At 70.0% G+C, this 26049-nt stretch carries 28 protein-coding genes and 2 pseudogenes; 8 read left to right on the forward strand and 22 right to left on the reverse strand.

Annotated elements, in window-relative coordinates; all coding sequences use genetic code 11:
• Positions 1 to 7: 7 nt before the first annotated feature.
• The 5 genes from fliN to ACQ86M_RS15440 form a co-directional block, all read right to left on the reverse strand.
• Positions 8 to 724: a flagellar motor switch protein FliN gene (gene fliN, locus ACQ86M_RS15420; RefSeq protein WP_431246078.1), complete on the reverse strand. Its 717-nt coding sequence runs from the start codon at positions 722 to 724 to the stop codon at positions 8 to 10.
• 5 nt (positions 725 to 729) lie between these two features.
• The gene (locus tag ACQ86M_RS15425; RefSeq protein ID WP_431246079.1) at positions 730 to 1614 is read right to left on the reverse strand and encodes a flagellar motor switch protein FliM; all 885 of its coding nucleotides are present in this window, start codon (positions 1612 to 1614) and stop codon (positions 730 to 732) included.
• A 182-nt stretch (positions 1615 to 1796) separates the two neighbouring features.
• Positions 1797 to 2267, reverse strand: coding sequence for a hypothetical protein (locus tag ACQ86M_RS15430; protein WP_431246080.1), 471 nt, complete (start codon positions 2265 to 2267; stop codon positions 1797 to 1799).
• Between the two features lie 148 nt (positions 2268 to 2415).
• Positions 2416 to 2652, reverse strand: a complete 237-nt coding sequence (locus ACQ86M_RS15435; protein ID WP_431246081.1) for a hypothetical protein — start codon at positions 2650 to 2652, stop codon at positions 2416 to 2418.
• Between the two features lie 34 nt (positions 2653 to 2686).
• Positions 2687 to 4924 carry an alpha/beta hydrolase gene (locus tag ACQ86M_RS15440; RefSeq protein ID WP_431246082.1) on the reverse strand — a complete coding sequence of 746 codons (2238 nt, stop codon included), beginning with the start codon at positions 4922 to 4924 and terminating at the stop codon, positions 2687 to 2689.
• Positions 4925 to 5484: 560 nt separating this feature from the next.
• Between ACQ86M_RS15440 and ACQ86M_RS15445 the strand changes: the two genes are divergently transcribed.
• The 4 genes from ACQ86M_RS15445 (at position 5485) to ACQ86M_RS15460 (ending at position 8536) form a co-directional block, all read left to right on the forward strand.
• Positions 5485 to 6414 (forward strand): hypothetical protein, encoded by a 930-nt coding sequence (locus ACQ86M_RS15445; protein ID WP_431246083.1) that lies wholly within the window; start codon positions 5485 to 5487, stop codon positions 6412 to 6414.
• Positions 6415 to 6574: 160 nt separating this feature from the next.
• Positions 6575 to 6901 carry a flagellar FlbD family protein gene (locus tag ACQ86M_RS15450; protein WP_431219509.1) on the forward strand — a complete coding sequence of 109 codons (327 nt, stop codon included), beginning with the start codon at positions 6575 to 6577 and terminating at the stop codon, positions 6899 to 6901.
• Positions 6901 to 7719, forward strand: coding sequence for a motility protein A (locus tag ACQ86M_RS15455; protein WP_431246084.1), 819 nt, complete (start codon positions 6901 to 6903; stop codon positions 7717 to 7719). The genes ACQ86M_RS15450 and ACQ86M_RS15455 overlap by 1 nt, the downstream gene beginning before the upstream one ends.
• A 1-nt stretch (position 7720) precedes the next feature.
• Entirely contained in the window at positions 7721 to 8536 is an 816-nt protein-coding gene (locus ACQ86M_RS15460; protein ID WP_431219511.1) for a flagellar motor protein MotB, read from the forward strand.
• Positions 8537 to 8633: 97 nt separating this feature from the next.
• On the opposite strand, the gene ACQ86M_RS15465 is transcribed toward ACQ86M_RS15460, so the two are convergent.
• The 7 genes from ACQ86M_RS15465 to ACQ86M_RS15495 all read right to left on the reverse strand — a co-directional run bounded on the left by ACQ86M_RS15465 (position 8634) and on the right by ACQ86M_RS15495 (position 15917).
• On the reverse strand, positions 8634 to 10139 hold the full coding sequence (locus ACQ86M_RS15465) for an alpha-N-arabinofuranosidase (RefSeq protein ID WP_431246085.1): 1506 nt from the start codon (positions 10137 to 10139) through the stop codon (positions 8634 to 8636).
• A gap of 66 nt (positions 10140 to 10205) precedes the next feature.
• Positions 10206 to 11147 (reverse strand): carbohydrate ABC transporter permease, encoded by a 942-nt coding sequence (locus tag ACQ86M_RS15470; protein ID WP_431246086.1) that lies wholly within the window; start codon positions 11145 to 11147, stop codon positions 10206 to 10208.
• Positions 11144 to 12088 carry a carbohydrate ABC transporter permease gene (locus ACQ86M_RS15475; RefSeq protein ID WP_431246087.1) on the reverse strand — a complete coding sequence of 315 codons (945 nt, stop codon included), beginning with the start codon at positions 12086 to 12088 and terminating at the stop codon, positions 11144 to 11146. The genes ACQ86M_RS15470 and ACQ86M_RS15475 overlap by 4 nt, the downstream gene beginning before the upstream one ends.
• 80 nt (positions 12089 to 12168) lie before the next feature.
• The gene (locus tag ACQ86M_RS15480) at positions 12169 to 13497 is read right to left on the reverse strand and encodes an ABC transporter substrate-binding protein (protein WP_431246088.1); all 1329 of its coding nucleotides are present in this window, start codon (positions 13495 to 13497) and stop codon (positions 12169 to 12171) included.
• A 91-nt stretch (positions 13498 to 13588) separates the two neighbouring features.
• A complete protein-coding gene (locus tag ACQ86M_RS15485; RefSeq protein ID WP_431219516.1) occupies positions 13589 to 14617 on the reverse strand; it encodes a LacI family DNA-binding transcriptional regulator in 1029 nt (342 codons plus the stop codon).
• Positions 14618 to 14684: 67 nt separating this feature from the next.
• Positions 14685 to 15434 (reverse strand): ABC transporter permease, encoded by a 750-nt coding sequence (locus ACQ86M_RS15490; protein ID WP_431246089.1) that lies wholly within the window; start codon positions 15432 to 15434, stop codon positions 14685 to 14687.
• A 132-nt stretch (positions 15435 to 15566) separates the two neighbouring features.
• The gene (locus tag ACQ86M_RS15495; protein ID WP_431219517.1) at positions 15567 to 15917 is read right to left on the reverse strand and encodes a metalloregulator ArsR/SmtB family transcription factor; all 351 of its coding nucleotides are present in this window, start codon (positions 15915 to 15917) and stop codon (positions 15567 to 15569) included.
• Positions 15918 to 16138: 221 nt separating this feature from the next.
• Here ACQ86M_RS15495 and ACQ86M_RS15500 point away from each other — a divergent pair, with 221 nt between their 5' ends.
• Positions 16139 to 16546, forward strand: a complete 408-nt coding sequence (locus ACQ86M_RS15500; RefSeq protein ID WP_431246090.1) for an arsenate reductase ArsC — start codon at positions 16139 to 16141, stop codon at positions 16544 to 16546.
• Positions 16547 to 16566: 20 nt separating this feature from the next.
• On the opposite strand, the gene ACQ86M_RS15505 is transcribed toward ACQ86M_RS15500, so the two are convergent.
• From ACQ86M_RS15505 to ACQ86M_RS15515, 3 genes are read right to left on the reverse strand one after another with little or no spacing between them, the layout of a single operon-like run.
• The gene (locus ACQ86M_RS15505; protein WP_431219519.1) at positions 16567 to 17739 is read right to left on the reverse strand and encodes a flagellar hook protein FlgE; all 1173 of its coding nucleotides are present in this window, start codon (positions 17737 to 17739) and stop codon (positions 16567 to 16569) included.
• 33 nt (positions 17740 to 17772) lie between these two features.
• Positions 17773 to 18231 (reverse strand): flagellar hook assembly protein FlgD, encoded by a 459-nt coding sequence (locus ACQ86M_RS15510; RefSeq protein ID WP_431246091.1) that lies wholly within the window; start codon positions 18229 to 18231, stop codon positions 17773 to 17775.
• 12 nt (positions 18232 to 18243) lie between these two features.
• Positions 18244 to 18597: a flagellar hook-length control protein FliK gene (locus ACQ86M_RS15515; RefSeq protein WP_431219521.1), complete on the reverse strand. Its 354-nt coding sequence runs from the start codon at positions 18595 to 18597 to the stop codon at positions 18244 to 18246.
• Between ACQ86M_RS15515 and ACQ86M_RS15520 the strand changes: the two genes are divergently transcribed.
• Positions 18586 to 18915 carry a hypothetical protein gene (locus ACQ86M_RS15520; RefSeq protein ID WP_431246092.1) on the forward strand — a complete coding sequence of 110 codons (330 nt, stop codon included), beginning with the start codon at positions 18586 to 18588 and terminating at the stop codon, positions 18913 to 18915. The two genes, ACQ86M_RS15515 and ACQ86M_RS15520, sit on opposite strands and share 12 nt — an antisense overlap.
• Positions 18916 to 19125: 210 nt before the next feature.
• The gene (locus ACQ86M_RS15525; protein WP_431246093.1) at positions 19126 to 19449 is read left to right on the forward strand and encodes a hypothetical protein; all 324 of its coding nucleotides are present in this window, start codon (positions 19126 to 19128) and stop codon (positions 19447 to 19449) included.
• A gap of 256 nt (positions 19450 to 19705) precedes the next feature.
• On the opposite strand, the gene ACQ86M_RS15530 is transcribed toward ACQ86M_RS15525, so the two are convergent.
• Positions 19706 to 20398 carry a C40 family peptidase gene (locus ACQ86M_RS15530; RefSeq protein WP_431219523.1) on the reverse strand — a complete coding sequence of 231 codons (693 nt, stop codon included), beginning with the start codon at positions 20396 to 20398 and terminating at the stop codon, positions 19706 to 19708.
• On the opposite strand from ACQ86M_RS15530, the gene ACQ86M_RS15535 reads away from it, so the two are divergent.
• Positions 20397 to 20852: a hypothetical protein gene (locus ACQ86M_RS15535; protein WP_431246094.1), complete on the forward strand. Its 456-nt coding sequence runs from the start codon at positions 20397 to 20399 to the stop codon at positions 20850 to 20852. The genes ACQ86M_RS15530 and ACQ86M_RS15535 overlap by 2 nt on opposite strands.
• On the opposite strand, the gene ACQ86M_RS15540 is transcribed toward ACQ86M_RS15535, so the two are convergent.
• The 6 genes and pseudogenes from ACQ86M_RS15540 to ACQ86M_RS15565 all read right to left on the reverse strand — a co-directional run bounded on the left by ACQ86M_RS15540 (position 20827) and on the right by ACQ86M_RS15565 (position 26038).
• A complete protein-coding gene (locus ACQ86M_RS15540) occupies positions 20827 to 22140 on the reverse strand; it encodes a FliI/YscN family ATPase (RefSeq protein WP_431246095.1) in 1314 nt (437 codons plus the stop codon). The genes ACQ86M_RS15535 and ACQ86M_RS15540 overlap by 26 nt on opposite strands.
• Entirely contained in the window at positions 22137 to 22742 is a 606-nt protein-coding gene (locus ACQ86M_RS15545) for a FliH/SctL family protein (RefSeq protein ID WP_431246096.1), read from the reverse strand. Before ACQ86M_RS15545 ends, ACQ86M_RS15540 begins: the two co-directional genes overlap by 4 nt.
• Positions 22732 to 23742: a flagellar motor switch protein FliG gene (gene fliG / locus ACQ86M_RS15550; protein ID WP_431246097.1), complete on the reverse strand. Its 1011-nt coding sequence runs from the start codon at positions 23740 to 23742 to the stop codon at positions 22732 to 22734. Before fliG ends, ACQ86M_RS15545 begins: the two co-directional genes overlap by 11 nt.
• A pseudogene (gene fliF / locus ACQ86M_RS15555) lies at positions 23739 to 25342 on the reverse strand (flagellar basal-body MS-ring/collar protein FliF). The gene fliG and the pseudogene fliF overlap by 4 nt, the downstream one beginning before the upstream one ends.
• Entirely contained in the window at positions 25342 to 25647 is a 306-nt protein-coding gene (gene fliE, locus ACQ86M_RS15560; RefSeq protein WP_431219527.1) for a flagellar hook-basal body complex protein FliE, read from the reverse strand. Before fliE ends, fliF begins: the two are co-directional and overlap by 1 nt.
• Positions 25647 to 26038, reverse strand: a pseudogene (locus ACQ86M_RS15565) (flagellar basal body rod protein FlgC). Before ACQ86M_RS15565 ends, fliE begins: the two are co-directional and overlap by 1 nt.
• Positions 26039 to 26049 lie beyond the last annotated feature (11 nt).

The raw sequence follows: 26049 nt of genomic DNA on the forward strand, positions 1-26049 counted from the left end.
CGGCGTGTCAGTCCAGGTCTTCGGCAGCGTCGAGGATCTTCGTGATCCGCACCGCGTAGTCCTGGTCGACCACGACGATCTCGCCGTGCGCGATCAGCCGCCCGTTGAGCAGCACGTCGGCGGGCGACCCGGCCGAGCGGTCCAGCTCGATGACCGCGCCCGGCTCCATGGCGAGGACGTCGCGCACCGCCATCCGGGTGCGGCCGATCTCGACGGTGAGGGCCATCTCCACGTTGCTGATGCGGGCCAGCTTGCCGCCCAGGGCGCTCGCACCGGCCCGTTCGGCGACGGATGCGCGCCCGCGCACCGCGAACCAGCCGGCCACCCCGGCCGCCCCCGAGAGGGCGAACACCGTCGTGGCGGGATCGGCGAAGAGCTCGGCGGCGTCCTCCGCGCGGGCATCGTCGAGCACACCGGCGCCGAGCGTGTCGCTGGCGGCCTCGAGGGCAGGCTGCAGCACATCCTGGAGCGCCACCACCGGAGAGCTGTCGGCGCCCTCGTCGACCAGGTGCGGCGCCTCCAGCAGCACGACGGCCAGGTCGGCCGACACGGCGCCGACGAACGTCGCGACGACCGCCTGCGCGCCCGCCCGCACATCCGTGCCCTGCGTCAGCAGCGGCGTCAGCGGAGTCCCGGTCGGGAGCACCCGAGCGAGCGCCTCGGCGGCGGCCTGCGCCTGCCCGAGGGAGAGTCCGGTCGAGTTGGCGATGCTGGTCATGCTCATCGGTGTCAGTCCTCTGTGTTGATGATCACGCAGGCGAGACGGGAGCCGCTCGAGCCGAGGCCGGCCGAGGCGACGGTCTGTCCGCCGACGGTGAGGTCGAAGGGTCGGTGCTGCGGGTGCGGCAGCGGAAGCAGGTCGCCGACCGAGAGCCCCAGCACCACGCTCGGGCGGACGGTCGCGGGCGCGAGCCGCAGGGACACATCCACCGGCACACGCGAGAGCTGGGCGTCGACGAGCTCTCGGGCGTTCTCGGTGCTGTGCGTGGGGTTCGTCTCGCCCAGCTGCGGCAGCAGGGCGACCGCGGGGAGGGCGAGGGTCGCGCGGGCCGTGTGCTCGCCGACGCGGAGCTCGAAGCCGGCGACGATCATCAGCTCGGAGGTCGCCGCCGCCTGGGCGAACTGCGAGTTGTACTGGATGGCGTCCACCGCGATGGATGTGACCAGCAGCGACCCGAGGGAGTAGCGGAGGTCCTCGAGCGCGTCGTCCATCAGCCGCCGCACGAGCGCGTGCTCGATCTGCGTGAAGGTGCGCTCGTGATCGACCGGGGTGCCCTGTCCGCCGAGCATCGCGTTGACCCACGACAGCGCCGCCACCGTGGGGAACTGGATGACCGCCTTCGGGACGACGTCCTCCAGCGCGCACAGGACCATCGCCGTCGTGGCCGGAAGCGACGCCGCGTACTCGTCGTACGTCTGCATCTGCACCGAGTCGCACTCGACCTGGCTGAGCACCCGGACCTTCGCGGTCAGCTGGGTCCCCCACTGCCGCGCGAACGTCTCGAACGCCAGCTCGAGCACCCGCGAGTGCTCGCGCGCGAGCGTCGTCGGCCGGCGGAAGTCGTAGACCGGCGCCTCGGGAGCATCCGGTGCCGGAGCCTGCAGAGTCGTCACGGAGGCGACTATCGGCCGGTGGTCGCGCGATGTAAGGAGTCGAGCAGTCGCGAGGGTTTCCCGCGTTTCACAGGGAATCGGGACACGGGCGACAGGCTGCGAACCGGATGGATAGGCAAATCTACGACGTCGAGCATAGAACGCGACACGACGAACACCGGATACGTCGGTCGCGCCCTGTGTCAGTCCCACCTGACGCACTCGCCGGAGGAGGAGATGCCCAGGATCTTCGTGTTCGCGGAGAAGCTGATCGACGCGCTGTGCGGGAGGTCGACGATGATCTCGCGGTGACCTGTGCGGTCTTCAGCGGTCGGTCCGATCTGACGGATGCGGTAGCCGAGGCCCTTCCAGTGGGTGCGCACCTTTTCGGTCAGCGCGTCGGGATCGAACTCCATCGATTCGTCGGCGTTCTGCCACACATAGACGGAGTATTGACCGGTGGTGGCCTTGTTGTCGCACGGACCCCAATCCCACAGCTCGCGTTGCTCAGTGTTAGCGGGATCAAAGACGCTGGGCGGGATCCCGTCGTCCAGCCATTCGCCACCGACAAGTTCCGCAACGTCGTCGACGCGCTGCAGGGCTTCGTCGAGGAGCCGGGGCTTCGACTTGGTCGAGAGCCCGTCGTGCGGGGTGTTGACGCCGGGTTGAGGCACGGATCCTCCAGGGTAGACACACCCTGTGAGGGCGAGGGAGATAGTGAGAATAGGAGCGGCCAGGAGGAGCGCACGTCTCACCTTCGCCATCGGTTCGAGCTTCTCGCCCCGACCCGCCGAGGCACAGGCGCCCCTCCACCGACGCCGATCAATCCCACCTGACGCACTCGCCGGAGGAGGAGATGCCCAGGATCTTCGTGTTCGCGGAGAAGCTGATCGACGCGCTATGAGGGAGGTCGACGATGATCGAGCGGTGACCCGTGCGATCCTTGGCGGTCGGCCCGATCTGACGGATCTGGTAACCCAGGCGCTCCCAGTGAGAACGCACCCGTGCGGTCAGCGCGTCAGGGTCGAACTCCGTCGATTCGTCGGCTTTCTGCCGCACGTTGATGTCGTACTGGCCGGTGGTCGCCTTGTTGTCACACGGACCCCAGTCCCACAGGTTGCGTTGTTCGGCGTTCGCGGGATCGAAGACACTGGGTGGGATTCCCGAATCCAGCCATTCTCCACCGACGAGTTGCGCAACGTCGTCGACGCGTTGCAGGGCTTCGTCCAGGAGTTGGGCCTTCGACTTTGTCGAGAGACCGTCGTACGGGGTGTTGACGCCGGGTTGAGGCACGGATCCTCCAGGGTAGACACAGCCGGAAAGGGTGAGGACGAGGGTAAGCGCGAGGGTGGCGCGAAGGGGGCGGGCACGTCTCACTTCTTACCCCTGGTGCGCTGTTTGGGTCCTGCGGGGGCCGGAGGCTCGGGACACTTCGCGTTCCGCCATTGATTTGATCGTCGAGCCCGAGGGCCGCTGCGGCCGTGTTGTGGAGGGCTTCGGTATCCTTGTCAAAGTAGCCGTGGCCGTCTGTGGCGTGCTCGTTGAAAGCGCCGCGATCGCTGCCCTTTCCGAGAACGTCGTGCCCGTCTGTCGGCTCCAGCCGTTCGGCCGCGTCGCCTTCCGACGAGAACACCCGGGCTCCGTAGCGGTCGTCGGTCGGGTCGGCCCGACCCGAGTACGCCCGCCCGACGCCCGCGATGCCATCCTGCGAGGACTGGGTGGCGTAGACACGGCCCAGGCCGCCCTCCACCTCCAGTTCCCTCCCGCTGCCGAAGCCACCCTCTACCCCCGCCGATGCGACGAAGACGACAGACTGCACCTTGTGGGCCAGTCCGGAGATCGCGTTGCTCGCCACGGTGGTGCCGTACGAGTGACTCACCACAGCGGTGAACGGGTCCGGGTTGCCACCCAGGATGCTGTCGGCCGCCCACTGGCCGTCCAGCTCCGCCCTCAGCCGGCGGCCGCCGGCTCTCGCCTTATCCCCTTGCAGCACCGAATCCACCCCGGGCGGGTCATAGCCGATCCACGCCACTACCAGATGCGGCAGACCATCCATGACGTCCTGCTGGTGGTATTGGTTGATGCCCGCGAACGTCCAGCCCTTGAGTCGCCCGTCTTCGCCGAGCCCACTATTCATGCCCGGGACCATCCAAGTGACCTTCCCTGACTTCTCCGCACGCGTGTCCCCGATCGCGACGGCCGCGAGCGGCGGCTCATGGCGGAGGTTGTACGAGAGCAGCCCGCGAGGCGGCTTCAGCGCCTTCGCCAGCCGCTCGTAGTCGGCCGACGTGCCATCCTTCAGCTTCCCCACCCCGAGCGCCGCGAGGATGTCCTTCAGCGTCTTGCCCCGCGGTGACTCGGGACCGATCGACAGGTCCTGCAGATCCCGTGCGAGTTGGACGGCGTTCGCGTGGATGCGGGTGTCCGCGTCGAGCCCGGGGAGGTTGCCGATGACTTCCGGAGCGGACTGACACCAACGTTCGCGGGCCTCCGGCGACAGCTTCTTCCACCAGGCCGCCACCTTCTCCGGTGCGGGCGGGTCGTCCCAGAACTTCTGCGCCAGCTTCGGGTCGGCGGCGAGAAGGGCCGCCAGGGTCTCCGGCTTGAGCAGGCTCAGCATGTCCATCAACGCCGAGGTCGTGTCGGCGGACGGAGGCAGCAGGGCGAACTCGCTGACCGTGGTTACGAAATCGTTCAGCTGCGAGGGCGCCAGGGCGGGGAGCGCACCATAGAGGGTAGCGTGCAGCGCACGCACGAGGACGCTCTCTTCGGCCTCGTACTCTTCCTTGGCCGCGCGAGCCTGCCGCTTGGCCTGCTCCAGCCGCTCCTGCCCGTCCTGGAGCTGCGCTCTCGCGGCCCGCAGCTCATCGTCGACAGCTTCCGCCTTGCGTCGGGCCGTCGCAACCTCGCTCGTCGTCGGCACTCTGGTTCCCGAGGGCGGCGGCGTGGTCGCGTACTGTCGTTGCGTCTTCTGGAGCTGGGCCAGCGAGGAGAGCAGGGCGCCGTGTTCTGTGTTCAGCAGCCCGAGGGTGGCTTCGGCTCTCGCGATGTCTTCCAGGGCCTGATGGGCTGCGTCGAGGGCCGCATCCGCCGCGTTCTGCTGGCCCCACATCGCCAGGACCCACTTCAGCGCCGCTTCGCGGGCCTCCATGAAGCGCGCCGTCGCGTCCCGGCAGGCCCGACTCACCGTGCGCAGCCGCTCTCCGAATGCGTCGGCGGCGTAGCCGGACCAGTGCGGCTTACCGATCCGCTCCAGCACGTCATCCAGCCGGTCGGCTCGCCACCACATCCATTCAGCGGTCGTCTCGAACGCTTTGGCGTGCCGGTCCACCGCCTCCGTGTCTCCGGGCGTGGGGTCGCCCTCGAGACCGACAGGCGACCAATCCGTCGTCCTGGAACGCACGGGGCGCACCGAAAGAGAAGCCCTGAGCGCTGTCGGTGTCTCGTCGCTCGTACACGTCGGCGGCGGACGCCAGGGCGTCCCCCAGCGAGACGACGCTCTCCGACACCGAGCGCAGCGCCGGGTTCCAGTACCCGTCGAACTCGTCGAAAGCACCGATCGCGCGTGCGCCGCCCAGACTGCCCGGCGCCGAAGGCGGATGGGGCCGCTCGGCATTCGCCTCGTGCAAGCGCTGGGAGTTCCATCGGAGCTGCCCCGTGTCGACGTGGACCTTGTGACTCACTGAGCCGCCTCTCATCTAGTGGAGTTTTGCGATATTAGCATCTATTAGCAGGAATATCGTACGAGTGTTTGTGCGCTATACTGCACGAGTGGAGCCCGCGAATCCTTCCCGCGAACGCGAGACATTGACGGCCCTCGCGGCGAACACGGCAAGAGCGGTCGAGCTCCTAGAGGGCCTTCAGGTCTGCTGCCATGAACGCAATGGCCGAGTGAGCGACGCGCGGATTCGAGCGAACCGCGCACTTGACAGCGCCCGTCCCGTCGCCGGCGAATACCTGCACGCGCTCGCCGCCGGCGATACAGCAACGGCCAACGGGCTCGGCCGGATCAACGCCGACCTCCCCGCGAACGAGTTCCTCCGCCACGAGGTCTACGAGTGCGCCGATCACCTCACCGGCCCGCGCATCGTCTGGGGTGAGATCGTCGCACGAGACGGATCCGACAGCGAGGTGCGATTCCACGTCACCTACGACCTCGCGGGCCAGATGGTCAAAGACACCATCACTCTCATCCGAAGCGATGACGAATGGTGGGTCTGCGACGGACTGACCTATCGGCTCCCACGGCTCGACGTCTACGCATCCTTCGGCCTCGAGAATCGATTCTCGCTCTGTGGCGCCCGCGCTCCCGTCGATCGTCACGGGCACGCCGGATTTTCGGCATACCCCGGCGTCTACACGCTCTCTCCACCGAATGCGTACTACGACATCGACGGCGAGTACACCGTCGTGCTCAACACAGACGCTCCGCTCGTGAACCCGGGCGCGTTCACCATGGTTCCCAACGAGAGCTACGTCGGCCTGGTGCAGCGCGCCGTCGACCAGGCGTTCTCAGAGGCCACAAGCCACGGAACCCTTGAAGCGCTCCGCGATGCCGGGATGCGCAGCGGATTCGGCCGGTCGACCCTCCTTCCTTCGGAGGCGGTCGTCGTGTCGATGACGGTGCTCGATGTACCTACTGTCTCGGTGCGGCCTCGTGAACGCCGCCCCTTCACGGTCTCGGAAGGGCGGGCTCTGGTGACCGCTGGCGGCTTGAACGGCCGTGGCGAACCCATCACGGAGAACGTCACGGGAACCTTCCCGTATCGCGTCGACACGACGATCGTCGGCGACGAGGTCGTCATCCACTTCGCCGACTAGATCTCAGGTCGACGGCTCGGGGCTGCAGCGAAAGCCGTGGTGACTACCGGCCGGTGCGCGCATCCCGTTAGCGGCCGCCGGTCCCCCTAACGACCGACCGGCGCACGCCGATAGTCCTCCCGTGACGGCTCACCCGGAGCCGAGACCAGGATTCGCGCACATGATCGTCGTCACCCGATTGAACGACAGCCAGTTTGCGGTCAACCCCGACCTCATCGAGCGGATCCACGCCAGTCCGGACACCACTTTGGTCATGGTCGACGGGGCGAAGTTCATCGTCACCGAGTCCATGGCCGAAGTGATCGAGAAGATCGCCGCGTACCGGGCGCGCGTGATCGCACTCGCCCACGACCTCCCGAGCGTCGGCCCGCGCCCCGTGCCCGCGCCCCCGCTCGGACTCGTGACGCTGACCGGTCTGGAAGACGACGAAGCGGCGGCGGCTCACCCCGAGGCCCGCGCCGTGCCCCTCCGAGCAAGGAAGAAGTAATGGACCCGGCAACGATCATCGGCATCGTCCTCGCCTTCGGCTCCGTCGTCGCGATGGTGACGATGGAGGGCGCCCACCTGAACTCGCTGCTGCTGCCCGCCCCCATGGTGCTGGTCTTCGGGGCCACCATCGCGGTCGGCATCGCCAGCGGCACCGTGAAGGACTTCCTGATCGCGGTGAAGGCGCTCCCCCGCGCGTTCCGGGGCAAGATCGAGCCGCCGCAGCAGGTGATCGACCAGGTAGTCGCGCTCGCCGAGAAAGCGCGCGCGAACGGTCTGCTCGCCATGGAGCAGGAGGCGGAGGGCGTCGACGACCCCTTCCTCAAGCGCGCGCTGCAGAACATCGCCGACGGCACCGACGGCGACGAGCTGCGCATCCTGCTCGAGGACGAGATCGCCACCCGCTCCAAGAAGGACCGCGTCGCCGCCAAGTTCTTCAGCTCGATGGGCGGCTACGCGCCCACGATCGGCATCATCGGCACGGTCGTCTCGCTGACCCATGTGCTCGAGAACCTGGCCGACCCGGGCGAACTCGGCCCGATGATCGCGAGCGCGTTCGTCGCGACGCTGTGGGGCCTCCTGTCGGCGAACTTCCTGTGGCTGCCGCTCGGCGCGCGTCTGCGCCGGCTCTCCGAGCTGGACGTGGAGCGGATGACGCTGCTGATGGAGGGCGTGCTCGCCGTGCAGTCGGGCAGCCAGCCGCGCCTCCTCGGCGAGCGCCTGCGCGCCATGGTGCCCGGCGGCGACGCCGAGAAGCCGGCTGCCAAGCCCGCCAAGGCGGCGCGCGGCGCGAAGGATCCCGTCGAGGAAGCCGCCTGACATGTCCGCCCGCCGTCGGAAGAAGCACGAGGAGCCGGAGGAGCACGAGAACGAGGAGCGCTGGATGGCCTCCTACATGGACATGGTCACCGTGCTCATGTGCATGTTCATCGTGCTGTTCGCGATGTCGACGGTGGATGCGAAGAAGTTCGAGCAGCTCAAGGACTCGCTGGCCACCGGCTTCGGCCAGGTGAAGACGCAGAAGATCGACACCGCATCCGGCGTCGTCGTCCCGCCGAAGCACGTCGACGAGTCCGGCAAGTCGACCGACTTCGCCCTCGCCCAGCAGGAAGCCCAGAACCTGCAGCGCCTGAAGGACCAGATCCAGGCGGCGCTGACCAAGGACGGGCTGCAGGATGCGGTCCAGATGAAGATCGACGAGCGCGGCCTGACCATCGGCCTGGTCGGCAACTCCACCTTCTTCGAGTCGAACCGCGCCGAGCTGAGCGCGCGTGCCGTCGCGGTGCTGAACGACATCGGCCCGCAGCTCGCGCCGGCCTCCTACGACGTCTCCGTCGAGGGCCACGCCGACCTCCGTCAGCCCGGAGCGCCGTATCCCACCAACTGGGAGCTCTCCGCCGGCCGCGCGACCAGCGTGCTGCGTCACCTCGTCGAGGTGAACGGCTTCCCGCAGGGGCACATCGCCGCGATCAGCTTCGGCTCGGCGCGACCGGTCGCGGGCTTCACCGGAACCACGGACAACGACCTCGCCCAGAACCGGCGGGTAGATGTGGTGGTGCTGTCCGCGCAGGCGGAGGACATCCGCAAGCTCATCCCGCAGGCCGCCGCCACGCCCGCCGCCGTCGCCGCGGGCTGACCGTCTCGGTCGGCGTCCCCGGCCGACCCCGATTACGCGAAGATTGCACGCGAAACGCCCGTTCCGCGTGCAATCCTCGTGTATTCGACGGCGGGGGTCAGCCCAGGGAGACCCCGGTCCACGAGACGGGCGGCAGTTCGAGGGTGAGGATGCCGTCGGCGAGGGCCGCGGAGGGCGTGGGGCGGAGGCCGACGCGGGTCTGGTCCTGCAGGGTGTTCTTCGCGTAGACGTCGTCATCCCACAGCGAGAGGGCCTCGCGCACGGTCGAGACGCCGAGGTCGCGCACGTCCACGCTCACGGTCTGCGTCTCGGTCTGGCTGCGGTTCACGACGAACACCGCGGCGGCGCCCGCGGCCTCGTCGAAGGTGGCCACCGCATCCACCACGTCCGCCTCGCCGTAGACCGCGGTCTCGTACGTGCCGGTCGTGATCGTGGGGCGCAGCACCTCCCCGGCCGCCAGGCGGCTGGTCACCGAGAACGGGAAGAACGTCGTCTGGCGCCAGGCGTCGCCGCCGGGCTCGGTCATGATCGGGGCGATCACGTTGACCAGCTGGGCGAGGGATGCGCTGGTCACCCGGTCGTGGTTCTTCAGCAGCGTGATGAGCAGGTTGCCGAGCACCACCGCGTCAGCGACCGAGTAGACGTCCTCCAGCTGGCGCGGGGCGTAGCGCCACTCGTCGTTGACCTCCTCCGACGCCTTGTGCTCGTCGAGGTACCAGATGTTCCACTCGTCGAACGAGATCTGGATGCGCTTCTTGTTCTTGAGCTTGTTGCCGACATGGTCCGCCGTGGTGACGACGGTGTCGATGAAGTACTGCATGTCGACCGACGAGGCGAGGAAGGATCCGAGGTCGCCGCCGCGCTCCTGGTAGTACGCGTGCGCCGAGACATAGTCGACGTGGTCGTAGGAGTGCTCGAGCACCGTGCGCTCCCAGTCGCCGAAGGTCGGCATCCCGGAGCCGGAGGAGCCGCAGACCACGAGCTCGAGGTCCTTGTCGGCCATCTTCATCGCGGCGGCCGTGCGGGCGGCGAGCTTGCCGTAGTCGTCGGCGGTCATGTAGCCCGTCTGCCACGGGCCGTCCATCTCATTGCCCAGGCACCACATCCGGATGTCGTGCGGCTCCGGCGTGCCGTTCGCGATGCGCTGGTCGCTGAGCGCGGTCCCCGACGGGTGGTTCGCGTACTCGAGCAGGTCGAGGGCCGCCTGGATGCCCCGCGTGCCCAGGTTGACCGCGAGCATCAGCTCGGAGCCGGTCAGCTTCAGCCAGCGCGAGAACTCGTCGAGGCCGACCTGGTTGGACTCCAGGGAGTGCCAGGCCAGGTCGCGGCGCACCGGGCGCTTCTCGCGTGGGCCCACCGAGTCCTCCCAGCGGAAGCCGGAGACGAAGTTGCCGCCGGGGTAGCGGATGGTGGTCGAGCCGAGCTCGCGCACCAGGTCCACCACGTCGAGACGGAAGCCGTCCTCGTTCGCGGTCGGGTGGCCGGGCTCGTAGATGCCGTCGTACACGCAGCGTCCCAGGTGCTCGACGAACGAGCCGAAGATGCGGCGGTTGACGGTCGCGACGCGCGCGGAGCGGTCGATGGCGATGCGGGTCTCAGACATGGGTCTCCTGTGCTTCCTTCAGTTCTGACGCTCTGGTGGTGATGACGAGTGGATGCCGTGGCGCGGTCACTTCACGCTGCCGATCGAGAGCCCACCCTGCCAGTACCGCTGCAGGGTGAGGAAGGACACGATCAGCGGCACGATCGAGATGAGTGCGCCGGTGATGACGAGGTTCCAGAGGCTCTGGCCCCCGGTGTTCACCTGCGCCTGCGCCTGCAGCGCGCCGAGACCGACGGTCACCGGGAAGAGCTGCGGGTTCGAGAACATCACCAGCGGCAGGAAGAAGTTGTTCCAGGTGCCGACGACCGACAGCAGCAGCACGGTCACCACGGCCGGGCGCATCAGCGGCAGGGCGACCCGGGCGAAGATCCGGAGCTCGCCCGCGCCATCGACGCGGGCCGCATCCACCATCTCCGGAGGGATGGCCTCATCCGTGTACACCTTCATCAGGTACACCGCGAACGGGTTCAGCATCGACGGCAGGATGACCGCCCACATGGTGTTCGTCAGGTGCGCGCTGCTCATCAGCACGAACAGCGGGATGACGAGAACCGTCGCGGGAACCATGACCGACCCGAGCACGACGGCGAAGAACAGCCGACGGCCGCGGAACCCGTACATGGAGAAGCCGTAGCCGGCCAGCACGGAGAGCACCGTGGCGCCGATCCCGCCCGCGATCGCGTACAGGAACGAGTTGCCGAGCCAGTGCGCGTACAGGCCGCCGGAGTACGTGAAGAGCGACGAGAGGTTAGAGAACAGGTCGAACTTACCGCCGAACCACAGCGGGCTGGTCTTGCCGTCGAACAGCGTCTGCTGGCTCTTCGTGCTGGCGACGATCAGCCACCAGAACGGCAGCGCGAAGTAGACGATGAACGCGGCGAGGATGATGTGCGGGATGACCTGACGGCCGTTGCGGCGGCCGGCCGGCGCCTCCCGGCGTGGCCCCAAGGCGCGCCCGGTGCCGATGCTGCGCGTGTCGGCCGCGGGCTCGACGAGTTGTGCGGTCATTTCATGAGTCCACTTCTCTTGCGCGTGGCGAACATGAACGCGTACGACCCGATGAAGATCACGAGCCCCAGGGCGAAGGCGATCGCCGACGCGTAGTTGAACTGGTGGTACGAGAACGCGACCGTGTAGGCGTAGATGTTCGGCGTGTAGTTGGAGGTGATGGAGCCGGACGCCATCCCGCGCAGCATCTGGGGCTCGTTGAAGAACTGCAGCGTTCCGATCAGAGCGAAGACGAGCACGAGGAGCAGCGAGGAGGCCACCATGGGGATCTTGATGCGGAGGGCGATCTGCCAGGCGTTCGCGCCATCCACTCGCGCCGCTTCGTAGATCGACGGGTCAACGCCCTGCAGCGCGGCGTAGATGATGATCATGTAGTAGCCGGCCCACTGCCAGGTCACGATGTTGACCAGCGAGCCGAAGACGTTGCCGTCGGAGAAGAAGTTGGGCGCCTGGAGTCCGACCAGGCCGAAGAGCTCCTGCGCCGGCCCGAAGCTCGGGCTGTACAGGAAGCCCCACATCAGCGCGCCGATGACGACCGGCACGGCGTAGGGCACGAAGATCAGCAGCCGCGAGATCTTGGCGAAGCGCGTCGTCAGCGCGTCGATCAGCAGAGCCGCGATCAGCGCGACGATCATCTGCGCCGGGATCATGATCACGGCGAAGAGCAGCACGCGCCAGACGCCGTCGAGGAACAACGGGTCGGTGAACGCCTTGACGTAGTTGGCGAAGCCGACCCACGAGGTTCCGCCGGCGAGCGTCGTGTTCTGAAGGCTCAGCACGAACGCGTAGACCAGCGGGATGAGAAGGAAGGCGACGAGGAAGACGGCGAACGGGGCGGTGAACGCCCACCCCCAGCGCGCTCGGCGGAGGCCGACCATGTCGCGGCGGCGAGGCGTCCGCGCGGTGCGCTGTCGCGGCGGTGCGACGGCGGTTTGGGTCATCGGTGAAGCCCTTCAGGTGTGGAACGGGTGATGCGGTGCGGTGCCCGGGCGGCTGTGTGCGGCCCGGGCACCGCGTGCCGTCACTTGGTGACGGTGTAGCCCTGCTGCTTGGCGTACGCCTCGACGGAGCTCTGGTATGTCTGGAGCGCCCTCTCGGGAGTGGCCTTGCCCTTGTTCGTGGCGTTGACCGCGTCCGTCAGCTTGTCGTAGACGAGGTTCTGGAACGGGCTGAACTGGAAGCCCTTGTAGTCCGTCGCCGCGGTGAGGAACACATCCTTGTTGATCTGCTGGCCGCCGAAGAACGGGTAGGCCTTCGACTGGAAGTAGTCGGACTCGAGGATGGGCTTCCAGAGCGGGAACAGCGCCGCCTTCTCGATGCCGATCTTCCAGGCCGCCTCGGTGCCGAAGATCTCCGTCGCCACCTTGGCGGCCGCCTTCTGGTCCTGCGCCTGCTTGCTCACGGCGAAGGCCGAGCCGCCGATGTTGATCTGGACGGGGTTGGCGGTGTCCCACTGCGGAACCGGGGCGACCGCCCACTTGGCCGTCTTGTCGGCGCCGGTGAAGCCCTGCAGGTAGCCGGGCAGCCAGGCCGCCGCGATCACCGAGGCGTAGGTGCCGTTGACGAGGTGCGTGTTGTAGTCGGTGGTGGAGGCGTCCTCGGTGCCGACGAGCTTCTTCTGGACGAGGCCGTTCCAGTAGGTGAGCACCTTCTGGCTTGCCGGGTCGTTCAGGTCGATCTTGATGTCCTGCTTGCCGGTGAGCTCGAACGGAGCGGCGCCCGCCTGAGCGAACAGCGCCGTCTGGTAGGCGCGGCCGTTCCCCTGGAAGTCGGTCATCAGCGTCTTGCCGCCGGTCGCCTGCTTGATCTTCTCGGCGTCGGCCGCGTACTCGTCCCAGGTGGTCGGGACGGTCAGGCCGTACTTGTCGAAGAGGTCCTTGCGGTAGAGGAGGCCGACCGGGCCGCCGTCGACCGGGATGGCGTAGGCGGATCCGCCGTTGCTGATGTCGCTCCAGGCGCCCTCGGAGTAGTTCGACTTGACCTTGTCGGCGCCGAGCTTGCTGAGGTTGACGATGGATCCGTCGGCGATGTAGCTGGGGACGACCTCGCTCTCGAGCATGACGACGTCCGGCGCGCCGGAGCCGGCCTGGATGGCCGTCGAGAACTTCGTGTACTCGTCGTTGCCCGCGCCTGTGTTCGTCCAGCAGATCTGGACGTCCTTGTGCGTCTTGTTGAACTGGTCGACGACCGGCTCGAAGTTCGGGTACCAGGCCCACATGGTGACCTGCTTGGCGTCGGAGTTCACGATCTTGTTCTGGCAGCTGGCTGCATCGCCGCTGCCTCCGGAACATCCGGTGAGCGCCGCGACCGCAACCGCGATCACGCCGCCCGCTGCAAGGAGCTTCTTCATTGGATTCCCTTCGCGGTGTGTGTGACACCCTTGTCTACAACGTTGTACTACAACGTTGTAGAGTCCATATTGCGGGACGGATGTGACCGTGTCAAATGGATTTTTCCGGGGTCCCGGTGGACTCGCGCTCGACCAAGCGGAAGGGCACCGCGATCTCCTCCGGGACGAACACCTCGGAGGATCCCTCGATGCGGCGGATCAGCAGATCGACCGCGGTTCGGGCGATCTCTTCGCGCCCGGGGTCGATGGTCGACAGGGTCGGCATCGAGTACTGCGTCTCGTCGATGTCGTCGAAGCCGACCACGGCGACGTCCTCCGGGATGCGCAGACCCGACTCCTGCAGCACGCGTAGGGCGCCCAGCGCGATGGCGTCATTGAAGGCGACCAGCCCGTCGAATTGCGTTCCGGTGGCCAGGAAGTCGCGCATCCCCTCGGCGCCGTTCCGCCGGTGCCACGAGTCGACCGGGACCACGAGCGACTCGTCCAGCGGGATGCCGGCCGCCTCGAGCGCCTGCGTGTAGCCCTCGAGGCGCAGGGCCGCCGAGCCGATGACCTCTCCGGGATGCGCGCCCAGCGCGACGATCCGGCGGCGGCCGGAGCGGATGAGGTGCTCGGTCGCGGCCCGGGCGCCCTCGGTGTTGCGCATGGTGACGTGGTCGCGCGGGCCGTTGAAGATGCGGTCCCCGAGCAGGACGACCGGGGTGGTCATCTCGGCGATGAGGTCCACGTCGCCCTGGTCGAGGGTGAGGACGCTGTAGAGCACGCCGTCGACCATCCGCGCCCGGGGCTGTCGCAGCACATCCATCTCGTGCTGACGATCGTCGCCGAACTGCTCGATCAGCACCGCGAGCCCGCGCTCGGCAGCGGCGCGCATGACGGAGTCGGCGAGCTCGGCGAAGTACGCGTTCCGGAGGTCGGGGATCATCAGCGAGATGACGTTCGTGCGCCCGGAGCGCAGGCTGCGCGCGGAGAGGTTGGGCGTGTAGCCGAGCGTGTCGATCGCGTCGAGGACCTTGCGGCGGGTCTCCTCGCGCACATACGGGTAATCGTTGATGACGTTCGAGACGGTCTTGATCGAGACGCCGGCGAGCCGGCTGACGTCGTGCATCGTCGCAGCCATGGATGCTCCCCTCTCGCGCGTGCCTCAGCACGACTTTACAACGTTGGAAGGGGGCGGGTCGCCGCGCTCAGCGCAGGGCCGCCGGCCGCACCTTCACCGGCGCCAGCCATGCCGACACGATCACCGCCGTGATGGCCCCCGCCGCCATGATCGCGGCCAGCACGACGACCTGGAACCGTCCGGCCTCCAACGGCGACACTCCCCCGAAGATCGCGCCGACGAACGCGCCCGGAAGGGTGACCAGCCCGGTGGTCTTGGTCTGGTCGACCGACGGGATGAGCGCCGAGTACACGGCGCCGCGCGCCTGGTCGAGGGTGGACTGGCGCGGCGACGCACCGAGCGCGAGCCATCCCTCCACCTCCTCCCAGTGGTCGCGGACCGCTTCGGTGAACCGCCGGCCGGCGAGCGTCGCGATGCTCATCGAGTTGCCGATCACGATGCCGCCGATGGCGAGCGCGTACCGGGCGTTGAAGGCGATCGCGCCGGTGAGGAAGACGACGGAGAACGACACCACGACGCCGGTCGCCATGGCGGTCGCCATCATCACGGCGTGCGGGGCCGACCATCCGATCCGGTGCGTCGCCGTGGCCGCCGCGACGGAGAACATGACGAGGAGCGCGAGGGCGACCCACCGCGGGTCCGTGATGACGCCGGCCAGCACGACGCTGATGACCGCCAGCTGGGCCGCGCCCCGGAGGATCGCGAGGGCCGGCGCCCAGCGGTGCGGGACCCGGTAGGCGGCCAGTACCGCGACCGCGAGCAGCGCGAGGAGGGCGACGCCGAGCAGGGTCGGCGCGAGCTCGTGGAGGATGGGCACGCTCCGAGCCTACGAGGCTCCGGCGGCCAGGTGGTCGGGGCGTCGGAAACGGAGGTCTTCAGGTCGCGCCACGCCGAGTGTGGCGGGAGATGGAGTTCACCTCGCGACCATCGGGCCGAGAACTCCTCCGATTCAGACCGATCCCAGGAACGACGACACCGCGTCCAGCGATCCGGGGACGAGACGGTAGTAGGCCCAGGTCCCGCGCTTCGAGCGGCTGAGGTAGCCGGTCTCGACGAGGATCTTCAGGTGGTGTGACACCGTGGGCTGGGAGAGCCCGAGCGGTTCGGTGAGGTCGCAGACGCACGCCTCGCCGTCGTCGTGGGCGGCGACCATCGAGAGGAGCCGGAGGCGGGCCGGGTCGGCGAGCGCCTTCATGGCCCGCGCGACCGAGTGGGCGTTCTCGTCGCTGATCACTTCCTTCGTGATCGGGGCGCAGCACGCCTGCAGGTCGCGCAACGGGAGGAGCTCGGTCATCGCCATAGTCCGATTCTCCGCCATACATTGACAAACGTCAATGTATGCGTTCATCCTGTGTTCATCGACAACCGTCGATGAAGAAGGGAGAATGATCATGGGATGCTGCGACACCGACGACTGTCAGCTGCTTCCGGACGGCTCGTGCTCGCCCGACTGCTGCTGACACGATCAGGGGCCGTCGTCCGATCCGGGCGACGGCCCACCACCGCTTCATGAGGAGAACGATGACCGACACCGCGCCGACCGTCCTGTTCGTCTGCGTGCACAACGCCGGCCGCTCGCAGATGGCCGCCGGCTTCATGCGCGAGCTCTCGGGCGGCCGCGTGGAGGTGCTCTCCGCCGGCTCCGAGCCGAAGGACCGCATCAACCCGGTGGCGATCGAGGCGATGGCCGAGGTGGGGATCGACATCCAGGGCAACACCCCGAAGATCCTCACGACGGAGGCCGTCCAGGAGTCGGACGTCGTGATCACGATGGGATGCGGCGACACCTGCCCGATCTTCCCGGGGAAGCGCTACGAGGACTGGGACCTCACCGACCCGGCCGGCCGGCCGATCGACGAGGTGCGCCCCATCCGCGACGACATCAAGGCGCGGGTGCAGGCCCTGCTCGAGGACCTGCTCCCCGCCTAGCCGCGCGGACGGGGGCCCGCTCAGCGCTTCAGGTTGGTGAGCTCCTGCAGCACCTCGTCGGAGGTGGTGATGATGCGGGCGTTCGCCTGGAAGCCGCGCTGGGCGACGATCAGGTTGGTGAACTCCTGCGAGAGGTCGACGTTGGACATCTCCAGCGAGCCGCCTTGCAGCTGGCCGAGGCCGTCCTCGCCCGGTCCGCCGAGCTGGGCCGTGCCGGAGTTGACGGTCGCGCGGTAGGTCGAGCCGCCCGCCTTCTCGAGACCGCCCGGGTTCACGAAGGTCGCGAGCGCGATGCGGCCGACGGCCTGCTTGTCGCCGTTCGAGAACAGGCCGGTGATGGTGCCGTCCTTGTCGAGCGAGAAGGATTCGAGCGTGCCGGCCGCGCGGCCGTTCTGGTCCTTGAAGGCGACCGAGGTGATGCCCGAGTAGCCGGTAACGGACGACAGGTTCACCGCGACGCCGCCGACGGTCAGCGACCCGCCCGCGGTGAGCACGCCGTTCGTGAAGGTGAGCGCGCCGGTGCCGGTCGCTCCGGACGCGTCCGCTCCCGCCACATCCCAGCCGGTCCCGGTCTTGGTGAAGGTCAGCGTGAGCTTGCGGGAGGTGCCGTTCGCGTCGTACACGGAGACGTCGCGCACCAGCTGGTCGCCGGTCGCGGCGTCGGAGGGCAGGTTGCCGTTCACGGTCGCGGCGGTGGTCGCGGCGGCCGGCGTGACGGCCTTCAGCGGGATGGTGATGTCGCTGAGCGCGCCGCCCTGCTGCACGACGCCGTTGACCGCGTTCCAGCCCTGCAGGATGGCGCCGCCCGGGCCGACGAGGCGGCCGAGCTCATCCGGGTCGAGGGAACCGGCACGCGTGTAGACCGTCTCGCCGCCCATCTTCATGACGAAGAAGCCGTCGCCGTTGATCATCATGTCGGTGGAGCGGCCGGTCGCCTGCGCGGCGCCCTGGGTGAAGTTGGTGGAGATACCCGCCACCAGCACGCCGAGGCCGATCTGGGCGGGGTTGGTGCCGCCGGTCTCGGCCTGCGCGCCGCCGGCGCCCTTGACCAGCTGAGAGAGGGTGTCCTGGAACTGGACGGCCGAGGCCTTGAACGCCGTGGTGTTGACGTTGGCGATGTTGTTGCCGGTGACGTCGAGCATGGCCTGGTGCGAGCGGAGGCCGGAGATCCCGGAGTAGAGCGAGCGGAGCATGGTGGGTCCTTTCTGGAGGAAGTGCGGTGGAGGTCAGGCGGCCGGCGCCGGCGCCGCGGGCGTCGTGGACGGGGTGACCACGCCGAGGATGGAGTCGAGCGCGATCTTCTGGTCGCCGATCGTGACGACCGGGACGGCGCCCGCGTAGGAGACGGAGGAGGCGACGCCCGTCTGCGTGTCGCCCTTCTTGTCGATGTAGCTCACGGTGTGGCCGATCAGGGCCGCCGCAGCCTGCCGCATCTGAAGGGCGAAGCCCTCCTGCGCGGTGGTGTCCATGTTGGTGAGCTTCTCCATCATGGCCAGCTGGGTGGTCTGGGCGATCATCTGGTTGGTGTCCATCGGCGAGCTCGGGTCCTGGTTGCGGAGCTGGGTGACCAGCAGCTGCATGAACGCCTCGCCGTCGAGGGACTGCTTCGGTGTGCGCGTGGGGGCGGTGGAGTAGATGCCGCCCGTGGAGGCGGTATCGGTTCCGGTGATGGGGTCGACGGCCACGGTGGCTCCCTTCTAGACGATCAGGTCGATGGTGTGGGCGAGGCCGTCCGCGGGTGCGGCGGCCGTGGAGCGGGTGGATGCGGCGCGAGCAGCGGTGCCGCGCGGCTCGTCACGGGGCCGGCCCGCGAACGGACGGCCACCGGCGGGAGCGTCGTGCTGCGGCGACGGCTGGCTCTGCGACGACAGGTCGAGGCTGCCGGTGAGCCCCGACCCGGCGAGGTCGCGGCGGAGGTCCGGCAGGATGGCGCGGAGCGCGTCGCGGCCGACGTCGGTCGGCGCGAACAGCTCGACGCGGACGCCTTCGCCGCCCACATGCGCGCGCACGGTGACGGGTCCGAGGGTGTCCGGCCGGACGTGCACGACCATGACGTGCTCCCCGCCCCGGCGGCCGCGAGGGTGAACACCGGGCGGGCGAGCTGGCCGGCGAGCGGCGGAGCGGTGGATGCGGCGGGCGCGGGCGCCGCGGCGGGCGCGGGTGCCGAGACGGGTTGCGCGGCGAGGGTGCGCTCGGCGAGGGCGGGGGCCGCCGCGGCCGGGGTCGCCGATGCGGGTGCGGCGACGTCGGCCGGGGTCGGCTTCGGGCGGCCGGATGCCGGGGTTGCGGTCGCCACGATCGTCGGCGGTGTGGATGCGGACGGCGCCGCGGTCGGCGCGGCCGGAGACGGCTCCTGTTGCGGGAGGTGAGCAGCTGCGGCGACGGTGCGCTGTGCGGGCGCCGCGGCGTCATCGCCGGAACCGGCTATCGCCGGGGAAGCGTTCGCAGCGCTCATCGTGCCGCCAGCGGCACCGGAGACAGTGGGTGCGGGAGAAGCGGCGGATGCGGCTGCCGGCGCTCCCGAGGCGGCACCCGCAGTCAGGGCCGACGCGGGGGCCGTCCGGGTCGCGGGGGACGGCTTGGCCGGCGCGCCGACCGTCGCCGCCGGCGTGCCTTCCGCCGCCAGGCCCGCGGCGACCGCCGGCTGCGGCGTGACATCGGCGACTGCAACGGCGAGGGCGGCGGGGGCGACCGGCGCCGACACCGAGGCAGGAGCCGTCGGAACTGCGGGGACGTCGGCCGACGGCTCCGTCGCGACCGTCGCCGGGGGCGCGGCGAGCGCATCCACCGCCACGACCGCCGTCGCATCGACGGGCGTCATCGCTACGACCGCTGCCGTGTCGACCGGAGCGGTCACAGCAGTGCCCACGTCCGAGCCCTTCGCGGCAGCGTCCGTCTTCTGATCGCTGGTGGTGGCGGCGGCATCCTGCTGCGTCCCGGCCGCCGCATCCTTCGCGTGCACGGCGTGGCCGCCGCGGGCCGCGGGGCGACCGGCTGCGGTTCGTGCGTCCGCCTGCGCATTCCGGGGCCCCGCATCCACGGCGCCCTGGAGGAAGGCGTCGAACGCGTCGCCCGAGCCCTTCGCCGAGGAGGCCGGCCCGTGCGCCGCCGTACGTCCTGTCGTGACCGCCGGGGGCGCCGCCGTCACCGTCGCCGGGCTCACAGCGAGCCGCTCTGCGTGAGGGACGCGAACAGCGACCGCAGCATGTCGGCCTGCGCGGTGGACGTGCCGCCGAGGCCGGCAGCCGCCAGCCCCGTCGCAGTGGGGGCCGCGGGCGCCGCCTGCGGCACGACCCGGCGGATGGTCACGATGTCGGAGTCGCTCATCCAGTTGTTCACGAGGCTCACGTTCCGCCCTTCGCTCGGCGCGTGGATGACCTTGCCGTCGCCCGCGTAGATGACGATGTGCTCGCCGCCGTTGGTGACGATCAGGTCGCCGGGCTGCGCCTGTGCGAGCGAGGGGACCTTCGTGCCCACCGTCGACTGGCCCGAGACGAGACGCGGCACGTCGATCCCGAGGTCCTTGAACACGCGCTGGACGAGACCGGAGCAGTCGAGCCCCGACGCGCTGGTGCCGCCGAAGACGTACGGCACGCCGAGGTACTTCTTGGCATCGTTCACGACGTCCGAGCCGGTCACGGCGCCCGTCGGCGCGGCATCCGTCGCTCCCATCGCTCCGTTCAGCGCCGCCGCGAAGTCGCTCGCCGAGGTTCCGCCGGCCGCGCTCGTCGCCGACGCGCCCGAGGAGCCCGCGGTCCCCGACGTCCGGGTGGTGGCCGCCGCCCCGCCGTCCAGCTGCACCAGCGTCGCCTGGATCTGCGCGATCCGCCCGATCGCATCCGTCACGGTCATGCGTCTCCCCTCCGCGGGCGCGCTGCCACGCGCCGGTCGCGACCTCGTCGATGGCCGCCTGCTCGGCGCTGAGGTCGCCGGCGACGACGCCCTCGCGGTGCCGCGTCTCGAGCTTCTCCAGCCCGACCGCGCGCTTCTTCGCCTCTGTGAACGCCTGCTGCGCGACCTCGGCGTGCGCCTCGGTCTGTGCGGCGAGCGCGTCCAGGTCGGCGAGCATGCTGCGGCTGGATGCACGCGCCGCGGCCATCGCGAAGAGCGTGCCCGAGTCGGTCGCCTCGACCGGCACGGCATGCAGGGCCGCGATGGCGCGCGCCTGCCGCTCCCCGCATCCCGCCGCAGCGCGTTGGCCGCGGCGAGATCGCTCGCCGCGTGCTCCTTCTCGATCTGCCGCAGCCGCAGCAGCCCCGCCAGTGCGAACGCCCGTGCCATCACGCGCCTCCCAGCATTCCGATGAGCCCGTCCAGGCGCGCCCACGACTCCGCCGCCGCAGCCGGTTCGCCGATCCCCTGGCGCAGGAACGCGTCGATCGCGTCCGCGTGCGCGACGGCGGCATCCACCTTCGGGTTGGTGCCCGGCTTGTACGCGCCCACGTCGAGCAGGTCCTGCGCGGCCACCTTGGCGGCGAGGATGCTGCGCAGCGCGACCGCGGCCGCCCGCTGCTGCGGGGTGGTCACCCGCGAGGCGAGGCGCGAGACCGAGCCGAGAACGTCGACGGACGGGAAATGGCCGATCACGGAGAGTTTCCTGTCGAGCACGACGTGGCCGTCGAGGATGCTGCGGGCGGCGTCGGCGATCGGCTCGTTGTGGTCGTCGCCGTCGACGAGCACCGTGTAGAGGCCGGTGATCGAGCCCGTCTCGCCGGTGCCGGCGCGTTCGAGCAGCTGCGCGAGCAGCGAGAACGTCGAGGGCGGATAGCCGCGGGTCGCGGGCGGTTCGCCCGCCGACAGGCCGATCTCGCGCTGCGCCATGGCGACGCGCGTCAGCGAGTCCATCATCAGCACCACGTCGGCGCCCTGATCGCGGAACGCCTCCGCGATGCGGGTGGCCGCGAACGCCGCGCGCAGGCGCATCACGGCCGGCTCGTCGGAGGTCGCCACGACGACGACGGAGCGCGCCAGGCCCTCGGGCCCGAGGTCGTCTTCGAGGAACTCGCGCACCTCGCGCCCGCGCTCCCCCACCAGCGCGATGACCGACACCTGCGCGTCCGTCCCGCGCGCGATCATCGACAGCAGCGACGACTTGCCGACGCCCGAGCCGGCGAACAGTCCGAGGCGCTGGCCGCGCCCGACGGTCACCATCGTGTCGAGCACCCGCACCCCCAGGCCGAGGGGCTGCAGGATGCGCGCGCGGCGCATCGCGTCGGGCGCGCGGTTGCCGAGCGCGACGAAGCCCTCCGGCTCGATCGGGCCCTTTCCGTCGATGGGGCGGCCGAGGGCGTCGATGACGCGGCCGAGCATCCCGCGGCCGGTCGGCACCAGCAGCGGTGCGCGCACGGCCCGCGCCGGAGCGCCCGCAGCCACCCCGGCCAGGGACCCGTACGGCATGACGCGCACGCGGTCCGACGTGGTCGCCACCACCTCGGCGTGCACGCCGGGCTCGTCGCCGATCACGACGACGTCGCCGATCGCCGCACGCACGCCTTCGAGCTCGGCGCCCAGCCCGACCACACCGGTCACCCGGCCGACGCGCTCGACCGCGGCCGCCTCGACGGCGGTCCCCCAGCGATTCAGCAGCGCGCTCACGATAGCGCCTCCCGCGCCCGCAGAAGCGCCTCCTGGATGCGCGCATCCAGCCATCCGCCCGGCAGCTCGCCGATCGCGTCCCCGCGGCTCAGCGCGGGGTCGGCCACCAGGCGCAGGTCCTCGGAGACGGCTCCCGCCCGGCGGAGGTCCGCGACGTCGTCCGGGTGCAGCCGCACGATCGGCAGCGCTCCCCCGTCGGCCGCCGCGACGACCCGGGCGACGGCCGCGCGTGCGGCCGCGACGCGATCCTCGAGCGCGACACCGACCACCGTCGTCGCCAGCTCGAAGGCCGCATCCACCAGGGTGGCCTCCGCGTCCGCCAGCACGGGCACGGTCGCCTCGCGCAGCTCGACGGCCGCCGCGCGCAACGCCGAGGCGAGCAGCGCGACCCGGTCGGCGGCCTCAGCACTCTCCGCCGCGCGGGCGTCCTCCGCCGCGGCGAGCCAGCGCGCCTGCTCCTGGGCGGCGGCGCGACGGCCCTCCGCGAAGCCGGCCGCGTAGCCGCGCGAGCGCGCGGCCGCCATCGCGGCACGCTCGTGCTCCGTCGCGGCGACGACCGGGACGGCGAGCGGCTCGAAGGCGAGCGCGGCCTCACTCGACATATGCGTCCTCGTCCCCGCGCTGCACGGTGATCGCGCCGGCGGCCTCCAGGTCGCGGATGGCGCGCACGATCTCCGCCCGGGCGTCCTCGACCTGCGAGATCCGCACCGGGCCCAGGATGCGCACCTCGTCCTCGAGGATCTCGCGGTTGCGCTCCGACAGGTTCGTCGTGATGATCTCGGTGACCGCCTCGGCGGCGCCCTTCATGGCGACGGCGAGCACCGCCGCATCCACCCCGCGCAGCACCTGCTGCACGTCGCGCGCCTCGAGCCGGACGATGTCGCCGAAGGTGAGCATGCGCGACCGCACCTCCTCGGCGAGCTGCGGGTCGCGCTGCTCCAGCGCCTCCAGCAGGGCCTTCTCGGTGGCGGCGTCGGAGCGGTTGATGATGTCGACCAGGGGCTGCACTCCGCCGACCGCGTCGGAGGCGGCGCGCGCCGAACCGACAGCGCCGGCGCGCTGCTTCAGCGTCTCCGCGACGACGCGGACCGCATCCGGGCTGGGCGATCCCATCGTCGCGATGGCGTGCGCGACCTCGGTGCGTGCGCGCTCATCCAGCCCGGTGAGGATGCGCGACGCGTGATCCGCGCGCAGGTGGGCGAGCACGAGGGCGCTGGTCTGCGGCAGCTCCCCCGCCAACAGCATCTGCACCTGGGCGGGCTCGATCGCGTCGAGGAACTCGAACTGCTTGCCGGCCAGGTTGGAGGCGACGCGGGCCAGCACGCCCGTGGCGCGCTCCGCGCCGAACGAGGCCTCCAGCAGCCCCACCGCGATGTCGCGGCCGCCGCGCGTGGTCACCGTGCCGCGGGTCGCGAGGTCGTGGAACTCGTTCAGCGCCTTCTCGGCGACCCCGGCGTCGACGCGGCGCATCCGCAGGATCTCCGCGGTGATCTCGTCGGCCTCCTCGTCGGAGAACTGCTTCATCACCTGGGCGGCGCGCTGCTGATCCATGTTCATCAGCACGACGGCGACCTTCTGCGCGCCGGTCAGCGTCGCGTTCATACGCCGGCCCTGTCATCCATGAGGCTGCGCAGGAACTCGGCGGTCCGCTGCGGGTCGCGCTCGGCGAGGGCCTCGATCTCGGCTTTGCGCCGGTCGGCCTCGAGCTCGGCCGGGTCGGGCGTCGGGTCCGGCAGCGGGTCGAGCTGCATCGGGACGGTCGGCGCGGCCTGCTCCAGGGCGATCGGGAACATGCCGGCGCCGAGAGCGAGCGTGTCCGCGTCCGCCGCCAGTTCTGCGGTCTCGGCGGCGCGGCGGCGGCTGCGGCGGACGAGCGCGAACGCGATGATCGCGGCCGCGACGATGGCCCCGGCGATGAGGGAGGTGCGGATGATGCTCGTCAGCTGGTCGGCCGCCGCGGCATCCTTCGCCTCCTTCAGCGCCTTCGCCGCCTCGGTGGCGCCCGCCTTGCTGAACGGCACCATCTCGACGCTGACCGAGTCGCCGCGCTTGACGTCGATGCCCGCGGCCGCGTTCACCAGGTTGCGGATCTCGTTGGCGCTGACGCTGCCCACCGCGTCCGAGTTGAGCGCGACCGAGACGGTCTGGCGGTTGATGGCGCCGGCCGGGATGGTGCGCTGCTCGGTGACCTTGTCGACCGCGTTGTCCTTCGTGCTCGACTCCGAGTTGAACGTCCCGTTGCCGTTGCCGCCGTTGGGCACCGCGATGTTGTCCGGGCCGAGCACGCCGGCGCTCGAGCCGCTCCCCGTGCCTGTGTACGTCTCCTTCTGGGTGCTCTCGCTCAGCGACGGCGCGTTCGTCGGGGCCGTGAACGACTCCTCCGTGCGCTGCGCCGTCTCGGTGCTGACATCCGCGGCGACCGCGACGGTCGCATTGCCCACGCCGACCACCTTGTCGAGCATCTCCTGCACGGCCGACTTCACGCGGGTCTCGTAGTCGCTGGCCTGCTTGTCCGCTCCCCGGTGGCGCCGCCGCCGACCGTGCTGAGCACCGTGCCGTCGGCGTCGACCACCGCGACGTCCGTGGGCTTCATGTCCGGGACGGCGGCGCTGACCAGGTGCACGATCGCCTGCACCTGGTCCGCGCTGAGCGTCACCCCGGCCTGCGTCTCGACGAAGACGGACGCCGTCGGATCCTTCTTCTCGGCGGCGAACACCGTCTCCTGCGGGATCGCCAGCCGCACGGAGGCCGTCTTGACGCCCTTCATCGCGCCGATCGTGCTGCCGAGCTCGCCCTCCATCGCGCGCTTGTACGTGACGTTCTGCTGGAACTCGGACGAGGTGACGCCCATCTTGTCGAGCAGCGAGTACCCGCCGGTGTTCGACGCGGGCAGCCCGGCCGATGCGGCCTTCAGGCGCTCGTCGTAGACCTTCTCCTGCGGCACGAGGATGGTCGAGCCGCCATCGGTGAGCTGGTACGGCACGCCGTCCGTGCGCAGCTGGTCGACGATCGCCGAGGCGTCGGAGGCCGCGACCCCGGAGAAGAGCGGCGTGTACGACGGCTGCGCCGCCCACATCGAGATGCCGGTGATCCCGAGCGCGACCACGGCCACGCCGATGAGAGCGATGACCCGCTGGGCCACGCTGAAGCCGCGGATCGAGTCGCCGATCCGCCGGAAGAAGCTCGTCACCTGCTGGGGCATCAGGCCTGCATCCGCATGATCTCGTTGAACGCGTCGACGGCCTTGTTGCGGACGCCCGAGATCAGCTCGAGGGTGACCTGCGCGCGGGTGGATGCGAGCGTCGCGTTGTGGATGTCGTCCAGGTTGCCGGTGACGGCCTGGATCGCGAGCTTGTCACTCGTGCCCTGCAGCCGCTGCAGATCGTCGACGGCGCCCGTGAGGGCGTTTCCGAAGGCCGCTCCCCCGGTGCCGGTGGGCGCCGAGGCGGGAGTGACGCCGGTGGATGCGGTGACGCCGGAGAGCGCGCCGATAGCGGGGATGGGCATCAGTTCTTTCCGATCTGCAGGGCGGCCTGATAGGTCTCCTTGGCGCGGTCCACGACGCCGGCGTTGGCCTGATACCCGCGCTGCGCCATGATGAGCGCGCCCATCTGCTCGGACAGGTCGATATCGGGGTAGCGCACGTAGCCCTTGGCGTCGGCGACGGGGTTGTCGGGCTCGTAGACGAGCCGGCCCTCCGCGCTTCCGTAGGCGGCGCCCGCGACGTACGCGCCGGACACGCCCTCCCCTCCTGGGCCACGATGTAGCGCGCCTGGAAGGCCGCGCCGTCGGTCGGCTTGGCCGTGTTGATGTTGGCGATGTTGTCCGAGATGGCGTCCAGCCACTTCCGGTGCAGGGTCAGGCCGGTGCCGGCGATCCCGATGGCGTCGAAGGTCACGTCATGCTCCT

Origin of the sequence: Leifsonia xyli subsp. cynodontis, assembly GCF_050632205.1 — a bacterium.
Classification (GTDB): Bacteria; Actinomycetota; Actinomycetes; order Actinomycetales; family Microbacteriaceae; genus Leifsonia; species Leifsonia xyli_D.